Here is a 12282-nt window from a genome sequence, read left to right on the forward strand (position 1 = left end):
TTGCAGTGTAATATTTACAAATGTAAATTCTTTTCTGTTAATTTCTTTAATCTAGTTTTACGTTTATCTAAACTGTCTAATAGTATAGCCGTCAAAATTAAAGAAAATCCGATATAAAAGTCAAAACTCATTAATTCATTTTTTCCAAAAAACAGTAAAGATAAAATCACTGCATAAACAGGCTCAAGATTTATTATAATCATAAATGAAAAAGGAGATAAATTTCGCATTACTTTTACAGAACCAACATGGGCATAGGCAGTACAAATAGAACCTAAAATTAATAATAAAAACATATCGGATATCGAAAACATAAATAGTGTATCTAATTGATTAGTGTTAAATACTATATAAATAGAGATTGTAATCCATCCAATGAAAAGTTCATAAAAAGTAATTGATAGTGGAGAAAGTTTTTCTTTAACTAAACTACTATTTATAAGTGTAAAAATTACGCTTAAAATTGTTGCTAAAAAAGCGATAGATATTGCTAAATATTGATCAAACTCTGCCCTGAAAATTATTATTAATCCCACCAATGTAACTGAACCAAATAATAACTCTTTTATTAAAAATTTTCTTTTAAAAACTAGTGGCTCAATTAATGAAGTCATAAAAGCCCCAGATGCCATTATAGATAATGTTAAAGAAACACCAGATATTTTTATAGCATAAAAAAAAGCTACCCAATGGGTTGAAATTAAAATGCCTGCTAAAATTAATTTAATTATGTATTTTCTATTTATAAAAAACATCTTTCTATTATAAATAAATAGATAAATGCCAACCAAAACATGTGCGATAAACATGCGATGCCAAACAATTTGAATTGAATTTAATTTAATTAATGCCCCTAAAATTGATGTAAAACCCCAAAGAAAAACTAAAAAATGAAAATGTATTAAATCTTTAGTACTATCGTTTTGCATAATTTAATAAATAGATAGCCAAAATACCAAAAAATATTAATGGTAGCCATGCACCTAAAAAAGGAGAGAAATTTGACTTAGTAACTAATACTCCAAATATTTTATCGAAAAAAATAAAAACAAACCCAAGAGTAATCCCAAAAGCCAAATTAACTCCCATCCCTCCTCTTTTTTTGAATGAAGACATCGAGACAGCAATTATAGTTAAAATAAAAGATGCAAGTGGCAAGCTATATCTTTTATATCTGACTAATAAGTGGGAATTAATGGAAACAGATCCACTTTCCCTTTCTTTATTAATAAAATCGTTTAAATCAAACATTGTTAAAGTTTCAGCCTTGTAGTTTACTGGAGCAAGATCATCTACTTTAAAATCAAAAATAGTATCCTTAATATTCTGCTTTTCAAAATACTCCTTATCTCCATTAATAGTTCTCTTTGAATAGTTGGAGAGTCTAAAAGTTGAATCTTTCTCAACCCAACGAATGCTTTCGGCTGTTATTTTAATTTCTAACTTTTGATTTTCAAACTTTTCAAGAGTAAAATTATTAGCTCTTTTTCTAAGAGGATTATAGCTACTCACATAAATAAACTCCTTTGGATTAATTTGTTTAAACAAGTAGGATGTATTTCTCTCGTTTTTCTTTTTAATATATTTAAATAAAAATTCATTGAACCCCCTATTGGAATTTGGAACAATAAACATTCCCATTACAAACGCTATAGTTGCAATAAAAGATGCAGATATAATAAATGGTCTCAAAAATCTAGTAAATGAAATTCCAGAACTCAAAATTGCTATAATTTCAGTATTGGTAGCTAATTTTGAAGTAAACCAGATAACAGAAAGAAAAAGAAATATGGGGAATAAAAGATTTGCAAAATATCCAGTAAAATCTATATAATAACTAAAAAGTGCGCTAGAGGGAACTTCATTTTCCTTGAACTTATCTATCTTTTCTGCAATGTCTACCATTATTCCAATTGGAATGAACATTAGAAGCATTACAAAGAAGGTTCCTAAATATCTTTTTATAATATACCAATCAATGAGCTTCATTCTAGAGACGTTGATCTAATTGTTTAACCATCTTTTTTTTCCATTTTACAAAATCTCCAGCTAATATATGTTTTCTAGATTCTCGAACCAACCAAATGTAAAAAGCAAGATTATGAATTGAACATATTTGTTTACCAAGCATCTCATTCACAGTAAAAAGATGTCTAACATATGACTTAGAATATGTAATATCAACAAAACAATAATTATCTGAATCCAAAAATGAAAAATCTAGCTCCCATTTTTTATTTTTGATATTTATAGTACCATTTGCAGTAAAAATCATTCCATTCCTAGCATTTCTTGTAGGCATTACACAGTCAAACATGTCAATTCCTAAAGAAATGTTTTCGAGTAAATTTATCGGTGTTCCAACACCCATGAGATATCTAGGTTTATCCTTGGGTAAAATTGCAGTAACTACCTCTGTCATTTCATACATTTCCTCTGCAGGCTCTCCAACTGACAATCCACCAATTGCATTTCCAAAAGCATTTTTATTAGAAATATATTCAGCAGATTCTTTCCTTAGATCCTTGTATACACTTCCTTGAATTATTGGAAAAAGTGTCTGAGAGTAACTATAAAAAAATTTCTCTTTAATATCTTGTAATAAACAACGGTCAAGCCAACGATGTGTTCTTTGCATAGATGTTTTCGCATACTGAAAATCGCATGGATAAGGTGTGCATTCATCAAATGCCATAATTATATCAGCCCCAATTTTCCTTTGTATAGATATAGCATTTTCAGGAGTGAAAAAATGAAATGAACCATCAATATGAGATTTGAACTTAACCCCTTCCTCTTTAATTTTTCGATTAGCTGATAAAGAATAGACTTGATATCCACCGGAGTCGGTGAGGATTGGTTTATTCCAATTCATAAACTTATGAATTCCACCAGCAGCTTCAATAATTTTTATGGTTGGTCTTAAATAAAGGTGATAAGTATTTGCTAATATAATATCTGGCTTAATATCGTTCTCTAATTCGCGTTGATGAACACCTTTTACAGTTGCAGAAGTTCCAACTGGCATAAAAATTGGAGTTTCAATTTTTCCGTGATCTGTAAAAACATTACCTGCTCTTGCTTTAGAATGGATATCTGTATGTTGTAATTCAAATTTCATTAGAAAAATTAAGTTACAAATGTATTAATCTATAATGTAGATAAATTATAATGTTAATTAATTAGTTATAAACTCTCAAAATTACCAAAGCTAGAACTTTGCCAATGACATCATTTAATGTAATATTGTTATGAACATATACAAATTTAAATGACAGATACATTAACTTTAAAATCCTTTGTTCAGCAGGTAAGAAGGGATATTTTAAGAATGGTTCATAAAGTTAATTCTGGGCATCCTGGGGGATCTTTGGGGTGTGCAGAATTCTTAGTTGTGCTTTACAATGAAATCATGGATCATGATCCAAAATTCAATATAAATGGTGTTAATGAGGATCTATTTTTCTTATCCAATGGACATATTTCCCCTGTTTTTTATAGTGTCTTGTCTAGGAATGGATATTTTCCAATTGAGGAACTCAACACATTTAGATTAATTAATTCAAGACTCCAAGGTCATCCAACCACACATGAAGGACTCCCAGGAATAAGAGTTGCTTCAGGTTCTCTTGGTCAAGGGTTATCGGTTGCTATTGGTGCAGCATTAAGTAAAAAGATAAACAAAGATCCTAAAACAGTGTTTGTTTTAATGGGGGATGGAGAGCTTCAAGAAGGCCAAAACTGGGAAGCTTTAATGTATGCAGCAGCTAAAGGAGTTGATAATGTTATTGCAACCATAGATTTAAATGGTAAACAAATTGATGGTTCAACTGACGAAGTTCTTAACATGGGAAATCTAAAGTCAAAATTTGAATCTTTTGGTTGGAAAACACTAGAATTAAATGAAGGTAATAATATTGAGTTAATAATATCTAAAATAATTGAGGCCAAAAATAATCTTGGTAATGGAGTTCCAGTAGCTATTTTGATGAAAACAGAAATGGGTAACGGAGTTGATTTTATGATGAACACCCATGCTTGGCATGGAAAAGCTCCAAATGACGATCAATTAAAACAAGCACTTTCACAGAACCCTGTAACACTGGGAGATTATTAAAAAATTATGAGGAAATATATAGATACTGGAGCAAACGATACAAGATCTGGATTTGGAGCTGGTTTAACGGAGCTTGGAAGAACTAAACCTAATGTTGTTGCACTTTGTGCAGATTTAATTGGCTCGCTTAAAATGGATCAATTCTTAGAAGAAAATCCTAAAAGATTTTTTCAAATAGGTATAGCAGAAGCAAATATGATGGGTATCGCAGCTGGATTAACTATCGGAGGTAAAATACCTTTTACAGGGACATTTGCAAATTTTTCAACTGGAAGAGTTTATGATCAAATAAGACAATCAATTGCATATTCAAGTAAAAATGTAAAAATTTGTGCTTCACATGCAGGAGTCACTTTGGGAGAAGATGGAGCCACTCATCAAATACTTGAAGATATTGGTCTTATGAAAATGCTTCCAGGTATGACTGTCATAAATACATGTGATTTTAACCAAACAAAAGCAGCAACACTGGCTATAGCAGATCATATTGGTCCCGTTTATTTAAGATTTGGAAGACCTAAAGTTCCAAACTTTACTCCAGATAAAGATATATTTCAAATTGGCAAAGGAATATTAATGACTGAGGGTTCTGACGTTACAATTATTGCAACTGGTCATTTAGTTTGGGAGTCTCTTAAAGCTGCTGAATATTTATTTGAAAAAGGCATTTCAGCTGAAGTTATTAATATTCATACCATTAAGCCACTAGATGAAGAAATTATAATCAATTCAGTATCTAAAACAAGGGCTGTTGTTACCGCCGAAGAACATAATATTATCGGTGGACTAGGTGAGAGTGTTTCAAGAACACTTTCTTTAAATTTCCCTTCTCCTCAAGAATTTGTTGGAACTAATGATACTTTTGGAGAATCCGGAACTCCAAGTCAATTGATGGAAAAATATGGTTTAAGTAAAAAGAATATAATTAATAAGGTTGAAAAGGTTCTAAAAAGAAAATTGTTCAAATGAAAAAATTTTACTTAAAACTATTTTTATTTTTTCCATTATCAATTTTTTCTCAAATTGATTATGGATTTAAAGCTGGAGTTAATTTAAATAATAGTTCAAATTTTTCAATAATTTCTGATGCTTTTGAAAATAAAATTACTAAAAATGATTTTCAAGGTTTTTTTATAGGGAGTTACGCTTCTATTGACCTTCTTCTAATCAATTTAAGAACAGAACTTCAATTTAGTAAAATAAAAAATAGCAATGATTTAATTCAAGAAAAAATTGAATTACCTATTACTGTTGGATATAAAATTATGCCATTTCTAAGCGCTTATATTGGTCCATCTTTTCAGTATGTTTTAAATGAAAAGAGTAATACATTTAACCTAGACGAAGTTAAAGGCAAAACAACTATGGGGATTAATATTGGTACACGTGTTCATCTGGGTAAACTTCAATTCGATTTAAGGTATGAAAGAGGCTTAAATTCATTAGAAACAAAATTACTTAATGAAAGTAATTTAAATGTAGCCAAAATTGACACGAGAGCCTCCCTATTGTCTATGGGTTTTTCCTATCGAATTAATTAGTAATATTTGGATCTAAATAATCAGGAATTCCATCTTCATCGGTATCATCAATTATACCGTTATCATCTTTGTCAATCTCATTAATTGTTAGTATTCCATCTCCATCATCGTCAGCATCGTATAAATTGATGTTGCCATCTCCATCAGTATCATCATTTAACGGCTCACCATCAAGATCAATATCCTCGAGATAAGAAGGAATTCCATCATTGTCATGATCAGAGATATTAGTTGTTAATAACGAAACTTTGAAAATTAATGGCGAATATTGAGGAATACCTGAGTTTGTGTTACTAAAATAACCAAGACCAGAAGGGAAAAACATAACACCTTGCCCAAAACCTTCAAAATTTATTGTTCCATTATTATTAACAGAATAACTTCCCGCATTAAAATTTGTAATTCCCATTCTAAATCCCTGAACAACTTGAGCTAGATCAAACCATAAGGGTAAGTCACGAAAATCAAAAACAGAGCCATCAATTAGACTACCACTATATGTAACAAAAGTTGAATCAATATTAGTTGGTTTTGAAGAATTTCCTTGTCTAGCTACTAAGTAATATAATTTATGTGGTATGTCTACTCCATCTTGTTTTACAGTTAGGATCTGTTCTTTAACCATTTCAATAAGTGGAGTTTTATCGATATTATCACCTGAAAGAGAGTCTATAACTATTTTTAAGGAATAGTCATCTGGTTTTGAATTAAAATCATCATAGTTATAAAAATGACTCAGCAAGTAACTTCTTAGTTCAATATCATCATCAGAAGATTGAACTGCAGCACTCCTTATAACTACTTCTTCTATTTCATTTTCAGATTTTTTACAACCAAAAAAACACAATATTAAAGCAAAACCTAGTATTAAATAATTAATTTTCATACATTAAAATTCCAACGCAAGATACAATTTTACTTTATTTTTGTGTAAATTTTAATCAAGTTTTAAAATGCGAATTGACCTGTTACTTTGGTGCTTGAGATTGTATAAGTCAAGATCAATGGCTTCGAATGCATGTAAAAAGGGACATATACGTCTAAACGATAAAATCCTAAAACCCTCAAGAGATATATTAACTCAAGATATAATCTCTGTTAGAAAAAATCAAATAAATTATAGAATTAAAATTTTAGATATACCTAAATCAAGAGTTGGAGCTAAAATTATAGATATTTATCGTCAAGATTTGACAGAAGGTGATGCTCATAAAAATATAGAAAAGCAAAATTTAGCTAAAACTACCCAGAGAAGTAAAGGATTAGGTAGGCCAACAAAAAAAGATCGAAGAGAAATAGATGAATTTAAAAAAGATAAAAAATAAATATTTGATACTAAACTAAATGAAAGAAAATAAAATACTAGATCAAGAAAATATAAAAAATGCTACTAGAAGAATAGCTTTTCAAATATATGAGTCAAATATTGACTTGAAAGAAATCTACCTAGTTGGAATATCAAGTAATGGAATAATTATAAGTAATCGTATTGGAGATTATTTGAAAAAGATAAGTAAAATTGATGTGAATCAAATTCAACTAGAAATGGATAAATTGAATCCAAGAAATAAAATTAAAATATCTACTGAAGTTAAATACCTCAAAAATAAAACAATAATTATTATAGATGACGTTTTAAATAGTGGATCAACACTTTTGTACGCAGTGAATTCATTTTTAAGTGTTCCTTTAAATAAGATTCAAACCGTAGTTTTAGTGAATCGGAATCATAAAAAATTTCCAATAAAAGCAGATTTTAAAGGAATTTCATTATCAACCTCCATAAAAGAACACATTAAAGTCGTGTTGGGTTCTCCAAAAAAGGAAGGTGTTTTTTTAAGCTAAGCTTAATTTCATTTGCAACTTCAAAAACAGACTTGTTGTCAGTGTCAATAGTATGCTTAGATTTATTATAAAAGTAATTTCTCTCAAATAAATCTTTGCCAATTTTTTTTTGTAGTTCCTCTTTGGAGTTTATGTGCTTAATTTTTGGTCTATCATTAGTTTCTTTAAATAGCCTCTTTGTTAAAATATTAATACTTGTCCTTAAAAAAACCGTCTCAATAAAATTATTATTACTTAACATTTCAGCAGTGTCAAAATAACATGGAGTTCCTCCTCCCAGAGAAAAGATTGTAAATTCGGGTAATTTTAATATTTTTTTTAAACATTCATATTCTAATTTCCTAAAATATAACTCTCCATTTTCACTAAATAGTTTATCAATTGATTTTTTTTCAACTTTAACAATTTCATCATCCAAATCCACAAAAGAACTCTTATATATTTCTGAAAGTTCTTTACCTACTGACGATTTACCGGACCCCATGTAACCAATTAAAACAATTTTTTTTTTCAAAATAGCATTATTAATACCTACAAATTTAAAACAAAATAATATTGAATATTCAATTTATAGACACTATATTTGCACCCTAAAAATTGACTTGATAGCTCAGCTGGTAGAGCATCTCCCTTTTAAGGAGAGGGTCCTGGGTTCGAGCCCCAGTCAAGTCACATAGCGCGCACGTGACGGAATTGGTAGACGTGCTAGGTTGAGGGCCTAGTGGGAATTATATCCCGTGGAAGTTCGAGTCTTCTCGTGCGCACATTTAATTCTATTTCTCTTATTTTAATTTTCATTTTTTGTAAATTTATATTGAATTATTTTTTTAATAATTATGAAAAAAACTTTTGATGTAGTCTCGGAACAATGCAGCCAGAATGTCACTAAGCTTTATAGCACTTCGTTTTCCATGGCAACAAGACTGCTGCACAAGTCAATAAGACAGGATATCTACAATATCTACGGTTTTGTTCGTTTTGCCGATGAGATTGTTGATACATTTCATGACTATCCTAAAGAAGATTTACTTAACAGATTTGAAAATGATCTTTTTTTATCAATAGATGAGAACATTAGCCTTAACCCAGTATTAAATTCTTTTCAAAAAACAGTAAATAAATATGATATAGACAAAAATCTAATCAAAGCTTTTATGAAAAGTATGAGATGGGATTTAGAAAAAAAAATATACCAAACAGATGATGAATACAAAGAGTATATTTACGGATCAGCAGATGTTGTAGGGTTAATGTGTCTAACTGTATTTGTCAAAGGCGATCCAAACTATTATTCTAAACTTAAGACGCCAGCAATGTCATTAGGTTCTGCTTTTCAAAAAGTTAATTTTTTAAGAGATTTAAATCTTGATTATGAAGGATTAAATCGCATATATTTCCCAGGTGTAAATGTGGATAAGTTTGATGAAGAATCTAAAAATAAAATAATTCTAGAAATCGAAGAAGATTTTAAATCAGCTTTAGATGGAATATTTCAATTACCAAAAGAGGCTAGATTTGGGGTTTATACTGCATTTAAATATTATAATAAACTTTTAAAAAAATTAAAAAATACACCCTCATTAAAAATTAAAAAAACCAGAATCCGCGTACCCAACTATCAGAAAATAGCTGTTTTAGCAAAGTCTTATATTAAATTTAAATTAAACCTATTGTGAAATGACAAAAATATTATTATTTTTTTTAACGTTTTTTATCACCTACTTAGTTATGGAATTTATGGCGTGGTTTAGTCACAAGTATATTATGCATGGTTTTTTGTGGAATCTACATAAAGATCATCACAAAAAAAATCACGATTCATGGTTTGAGAGAAATGATTTATTTTTTATTTTTTATGCAGTTGTAAGTATTTTAAATGTTTATGCTTGGGGGGAGCATTCTTTTTGGGCAGGGCTTCCAATTGGAATTGGAATTTTTACATATGGACTTTCTTACTTTATAGTTCATGATATTTTTATTCATCAAAGATTCAAGATATTTAGAAAAGTGAATAATAGATATGCAAAAGGATTAAGACGGGCTCATAAAATGCATCACAAAAATATACATAAAGATGGTGGTGAGTGTTTTGGAATGCTTTGGGTGCCCCTGAAATATTTTAAATAAATCATTTTTTCAACCAGTTATATCTTGAGCTACAAGATCTGTAATCCTGATTGATGTTAACATATGTTGATATGATTTTATCTTTCATCCATTTTTCAACTGCATCTAGTTTCTTTTTTTTAAGTGCAAGTTCTTTAATTTTGATATAATCACTTGAATAATCAGCAGCATGTTCATCAAACCTGTTGGTTACCTTTAAAATTTTGTATTTTTTTATACCAGACTTGTCCTCTTCTACTAATGGAACAGAAATCTCGTTATCCTTAAGGTATCTTATTTGATTATATAATACTGGATCTATTTTCGTTAATTCAAAACGAGTATCGGCAGTTATTGGGTTAATTAAAACTCCACCATTATTCTTTGTTTCTTTTTCAGAGGAAAAATATAAAGCGGCATCTCGAAAGCTAATTTCTCCATCAACAATTCTTTTACGCAAAGTATCCATAGTATTTTTTGTTTGCAGGAGATCATTATCGTCAATTCTTGGGGTCAAAAGTATATGCCTGACATCCACCTCCTGCCCTCTAATTTTATCAACCTTAAGCAAATGCCACCCAAAATCACTTTTAAAAGGTTCAGAAATGTCTCCCTCTGGCAGCCTGAAAGCAATATCTCTGAATTCCTTGACCATTCTCGGTCTTTTTCTTTGAAGTGTGTATTTTCCACCACTAGATCGAGAACCTGGGTCTTGTGAATATAAGATTGCTTTAGATGCAAAACTAGATCCACCTTCTAAAATGTCAACTTTAAATGATTTAAGTTGATTTATAATTCTAGTTTCTTCCTCTTTAGAAACTAAGGGGGACATTACAATCTGGGCTATTTCAAGTTCAGTTCCAAATATGGGTAAATCATTATTAGGAATGGATTCAAAAAACTCTCTAACTTCTTCAGGGGTAATAGATATTTTTTCAATAATATTTTCTTGCATATTTGCAGATAGTTTTTGAATTTTATTTATCTCAAATAATTCATCTCTGAAACTAGCTTCATCAGCTTTATTATAAAATTCTAATACCTTTTCTATACTTCCAAGCTGTTCAGTAAAGTAATCAATACTTTGACCAACATAATCATATATCTCTTGATCGCTGACCTCCAGACTGTCTTGAATTGCATGGTGAGCATACAGTTTATCTTCCATTAATTTAGATATAAGCTCACATCTTGTAACATCTTTAACAGATAGCCCTTGAGATTCCATATCAACATACATTCTATCAATATCTGAGTCAAGTATCACAAAATCTCCTATAACTGAAGCTACACCGTCAACCTTAATTTTTGATTTAACAGATTGGGAAAAAACATTCAAGTTAAACATCAATATTATCAACAAAAATTTATCTATATATTTCAAATTTTTTATTTTGTATTGCATCATTTATAATTTCTTGATCAAAGTTTTTTAAAAATTCTAGCTTTCGTTGATTAAAAACAATGTTCCTAATCGTATTCTCAACTGATGATAATGGAGCTATTTTATTTTTAGATAAAAAATCTTTTATTTTAAGCAAATATACTTGGATTGTATCTTCAACTTCAAATAATTGTGATTTTTTTATATCTAACAAATCATCAGATGAAAGAAATGGAATATTATTAACAAGTGTTTTTTGTGAAAACCATACACTGTCATTTCTGAATGAGTTAGAAAACTGAAATGACAAAGAGTCAAGAAATATTTTATCTAAATCAGAATTTCTATTAAAACGCTCTTTGATCTCGTACCTATTAATATTATATTTTGGAAATTCTATAAATCTATATTTAAATAAAGGCTCTTTTAATAGAAAAATAGAGCTATTATTAGCGTAAAATTCTTGCAATTGATTTACAGTTATTAATGTATCTATTTGAGACTTAATTATAGATGATTTATAGCTGTTATTATAAAGGTCTATTTTGTATTGATTAACTAATTTATCGAGTGCTTTTTTATTTTCATCATCAATATTTAAAACGGATCTATCAAGCAGCAAAAGTGTTTTTGCCCATTCATTAATAAAATTATGGGTTTTGATAATACTATCTGATTCTGATGAAAATTTTAAATTAAATTTTTCAATATCAGATTTGTACAAGTAATTATTATCAACTCTAGCTATTAGTTGGTTATTAACTGAATTATTTAATTCATTACATCCATATATAAATAGGATAATTAATAATATAATGGTTCTCCTTAATTTCATTTAATTATTTATAAATATTACATAATGGAAAGCAAAAGTCTGTAAAATTTTATAAAGTAAGAACAAGTATTCAAAAATACATACATTATAAAATTGTAATAACTTGTTTTACAGACATTTATGACATAAATAAAAATTTGTAAATTGCAAGAAATAATTGAGGGTGAGAACAAAATTATTTATTTATATTTTTTTATTTTCCTTTGGTACTTTTCAACCATGCCAAGCATTTTATTTTCAAAATTCTACTGAAAGTTCTATTCAAAGCGTTTTTTATAAAAATGGAGTATTGCAAGTTAATGGTTTTGAAGGACTTACTAAAATAACTGTTTACTCAATTATCGGAAATGAAATATTTTCAAAAGAATTGTCCGATTTAAATTTTACCAAAAATATACCCATGTATCTTAAAACCGGTAACATGTTTATAATTCAAATTCATTCCAATAATACA

Annotated in this window: 14 protein-coding genes and 2 tRNA genes; 9 read left to right on the forward strand and 7 right to left on the reverse strand. The window is 28.9% G+C overall.

Going from position 1 to position 12282, the window contains the following annotated elements; translation table 11 throughout:
* Positions 1-14: 14 nt before the first annotated feature.
* The 3 genes from AC3ATN_RS03835 to tgt are packed head-to-tail and all read right to left on the reverse strand — an operon-like array spanning position 15 to position 3121.
* Positions 15-929 carry a DMT family transporter gene (locus tag AC3ATN_RS03835; protein ID WP_487531914.1) on the reverse strand — a complete coding sequence of 305 codons (915 nt, stop codon included), beginning with the start codon at positions 927-929 and terminating at the stop codon, positions 15-17.
* On the reverse strand, positions 916-1989 hold the full coding sequence (locus AC3ATN_RS03840) for an LptF/LptG family permease (RefSeq protein ID WP_487531915.1): 1074 nt from the start codon (positions 1987-1989) through the stop codon (positions 916-918). Before AC3ATN_RS03840 ends, AC3ATN_RS03835 begins: the two co-directional genes overlap by 14 nt.
* Before the next feature lies 1 nt (position 1990).
* On the reverse strand, positions 1991-3121 hold the full coding sequence (tgt, locus tag AC3ATN_RS03845) for a tRNA guanosine(34) transglycosylase Tgt (RefSeq protein WP_487531916.1): 1131 nt from the start codon (positions 3119-3121) through the stop codon (positions 1991-1993).
* 150 nt (positions 3122-3271) lie between these two features.
* On the opposite strand from tgt, the gene AC3ATN_RS03850 reads away from it, so the two are divergent.
* The 3 genes from AC3ATN_RS03850 to AC3ATN_RS03860 are packed head-to-tail and all read left to right on the forward strand — an operon-like array spanning position 3272 to position 5658.
* Complete coding sequence (locus AC3ATN_RS03850; protein WP_487531917.1) at positions 3272-4117, forward strand: transketolase; 846 nt, start codon at positions 3272-3274, stop codon at positions 4115-4117.
* Positions 4118-4123: 6 nt separating this feature from the next.
* Positions 4124-5086 (forward strand): transketolase family protein, encoded by a 963-nt coding sequence (locus AC3ATN_RS03855; RefSeq protein WP_487531918.1) that lies wholly within the window; start codon positions 4124-4126, stop codon positions 5084-5086.
* On the forward strand, positions 5083-5658 hold the full coding sequence (locus AC3ATN_RS03860) for an outer membrane beta-barrel protein (RefSeq protein ID WP_487531919.1): 576 nt from the start codon (positions 5083-5085) through the stop codon (positions 5656-5658). Before AC3ATN_RS03855 ends, AC3ATN_RS03860 begins: the two co-directional genes overlap by 4 nt.
* Here the strand turns inward: AC3ATN_RS03860 and AC3ATN_RS03865 are convergent.
* Complete coding sequence (locus AC3ATN_RS03865; protein WP_487531920.1) at positions 5651-6544, reverse strand: FKBP-type peptidyl-prolyl cis-trans isomerase; 894 nt, start codon at positions 6542-6544, stop codon at positions 5651-5653. The two genes, AC3ATN_RS03860 and AC3ATN_RS03865, sit on opposite strands and share 8 nt — an antisense overlap.
* 67 nt (positions 6545-6611) lie before the next feature.
* Here AC3ATN_RS03865 and AC3ATN_RS03870 point away from each other — a divergent pair, with 67 nt between their 5' ends.
* Entirely contained in the window at positions 6612-6983 is a 372-nt protein-coding gene (locus AC3ATN_RS03870) for an RNA-binding S4 domain-containing protein (protein WP_487531921.1), read from the forward strand.
* Between the two features lie 19 nt (positions 6984-7002).
* A complete protein-coding gene (locus tag AC3ATN_RS03875) occupies positions 7003-7503 on the forward strand; it encodes a phosphoribosyltransferase family protein (RefSeq protein WP_487531922.1) in 501 nt (166 codons plus the stop codon).
* On the opposite strand, the gene AC3ATN_RS03880 is transcribed toward AC3ATN_RS03875, so the two are convergent.
* Positions 7454-8017, reverse strand: coding sequence for a shikimate kinase (locus AC3ATN_RS03880; RefSeq protein WP_487531923.1), 564 nt, complete (start codon positions 8015-8017; stop codon positions 7454-7456). The genes AC3ATN_RS03875 and AC3ATN_RS03880 overlap by 50 nt on opposite strands.
* A gap of 85 nt (positions 8018-8102) precedes the next feature.
* Between AC3ATN_RS03880 and AC3ATN_RS03885 the strand changes: the two genes are divergently transcribed.
* The 4 genes from AC3ATN_RS03885 to AC3ATN_RS03900 all read left to right on the forward strand — a co-directional run bounded on the left by AC3ATN_RS03885 (position 8103) and on the right by AC3ATN_RS03900 (position 9630).
* Positions 8103-8175, forward strand: a tRNA-Lys gene (locus tag AC3ATN_RS03885).
* Positions 8176-8181: 6 nt separating this feature from the next.
* Positions 8182-8267: transfer RNA gene (locus AC3ATN_RS03890), tRNA-Leu, on the forward strand.
* Positions 8268-8339: 72 nt separating this feature from the next.
* Positions 8340-9179 carry a phytoene/squalene synthase family protein gene (locus AC3ATN_RS03895; RefSeq protein ID WP_487531924.1) on the forward strand — a complete coding sequence of 280 codons (840 nt, stop codon included), beginning with the start codon at positions 8340-8342 and terminating at the stop codon, positions 9177-9179.
* A gap of 61 nt (positions 9180-9240) precedes the next feature.
* Positions 9241-9630, forward strand: coding sequence for a sterol desaturase family protein (locus tag AC3ATN_RS03900; RefSeq protein WP_487531925.1), 390 nt, complete (start codon positions 9241-9243; stop codon positions 9628-9630).
* Between the two features lies 1 nt (position 9631).
* Here the strand turns inward: AC3ATN_RS03900 and AC3ATN_RS03905 are convergent, their stop codons facing one another.
* On the reverse strand, positions 9632-10993 hold the full coding sequence (locus AC3ATN_RS03905) for a peptidylprolyl isomerase (protein WP_487531926.1): 1362 nt from the start codon (positions 10991-10993) through the stop codon (positions 9632-9634).
* On the reverse strand, positions 10977-11828 hold the full coding sequence (locus AC3ATN_RS03910) for a peptidyl-prolyl cis-trans isomerase (RefSeq protein WP_487531927.1): 852 nt from the start codon (positions 11826-11828) through the stop codon (positions 10977-10979). The genes AC3ATN_RS03905 and AC3ATN_RS03910 overlap by 17 nt, the downstream gene beginning before the upstream one ends.
* Positions 11829-12282: the final 454 nt, after the last annotated feature.

Source organism: Candidatus Marivariicella sp. (genome assembly GCF_983056325.1).

Excerpts from the sequence above, each read along its gene's own strand:
- tgt (WP_487531916.1), bottom strand. The coding sequence starts at position 3,121 with ATGAAATTTGAATTACAACATACAGATATCCATTCTAAAGCAAGAGCA.
- AC3ATN_RS03855 (WP_487531918.1), top strand. The coding sequence starts at position 4,124 with ATGAGGAAATATATAGATACTGGAGCAAACGATACAAGATCTGGATTT.
- AC3ATN_RS03835 (WP_487531914.1), bottom strand. The coding sequence starts at position 929 with ATGCAAAACGATAGTACTAAAGATTTAATACATTTTCATTTTTTAGTT.
- AC3ATN_RS03910 (WP_487531927.1), bottom strand. The coding sequence starts at position 11,828 with ATGAAATTAAGGAGAACCATTATATTATTAATTATCCTATTTATATAT.
- AC3ATN_RS03850 (WP_487531917.1), top strand. The coding sequence starts at position 3,272 with ATGACAGATACATTAACTTTAAAATCCTTTGTTCAGCAGGTAAGAAGG.
- AC3ATN_RS03900 (WP_487531925.1), top strand. The coding sequence starts at position 9,241 with ATGGCGTGGTTTAGTCACAAGTATATTATGCATGGTTTTTTGTGGAAT.
- AC3ATN_RS03840 (WP_487531915.1), bottom strand. The coding sequence starts at position 1,989 with ATGAAGCTCATTGATTGGTATATTATAAAAAGATATTTAGGAACCTTC.
- AC3ATN_RS03895 (WP_487531924.1), top strand. The coding sequence starts at position 8,340 with ATGAAAAAAACTTTTGATGTAGTCTCGGAACAATGCAGCCAGAATGTC.
- AC3ATN_RS03870 (WP_487531921.1), top strand. The coding sequence starts at position 6,612 with ATGCGAATTGACCTGTTACTTTGGTGCTTGAGATTGTATAAGTCAAGA.
- AC3ATN_RS03860 (WP_487531919.1), top strand. The coding sequence starts at position 5,083 with ATGAAAAAATTTTACTTAAAACTATTTTTATTTTTTCCATTATCAATT.
- AC3ATN_RS03875 (WP_487531922.1), top strand. The coding sequence starts at position 7,003 with ATGAAAGAAAATAAAATACTAGATCAAGAAAATATAAAAAATGCTACT.
- AC3ATN_RS03865 (WP_487531920.1), bottom strand. The coding sequence starts at position 6,544 with ATGAAAATTAATTATTTAATACTAGGTTTTGCTTTAATATTGTGTTTT.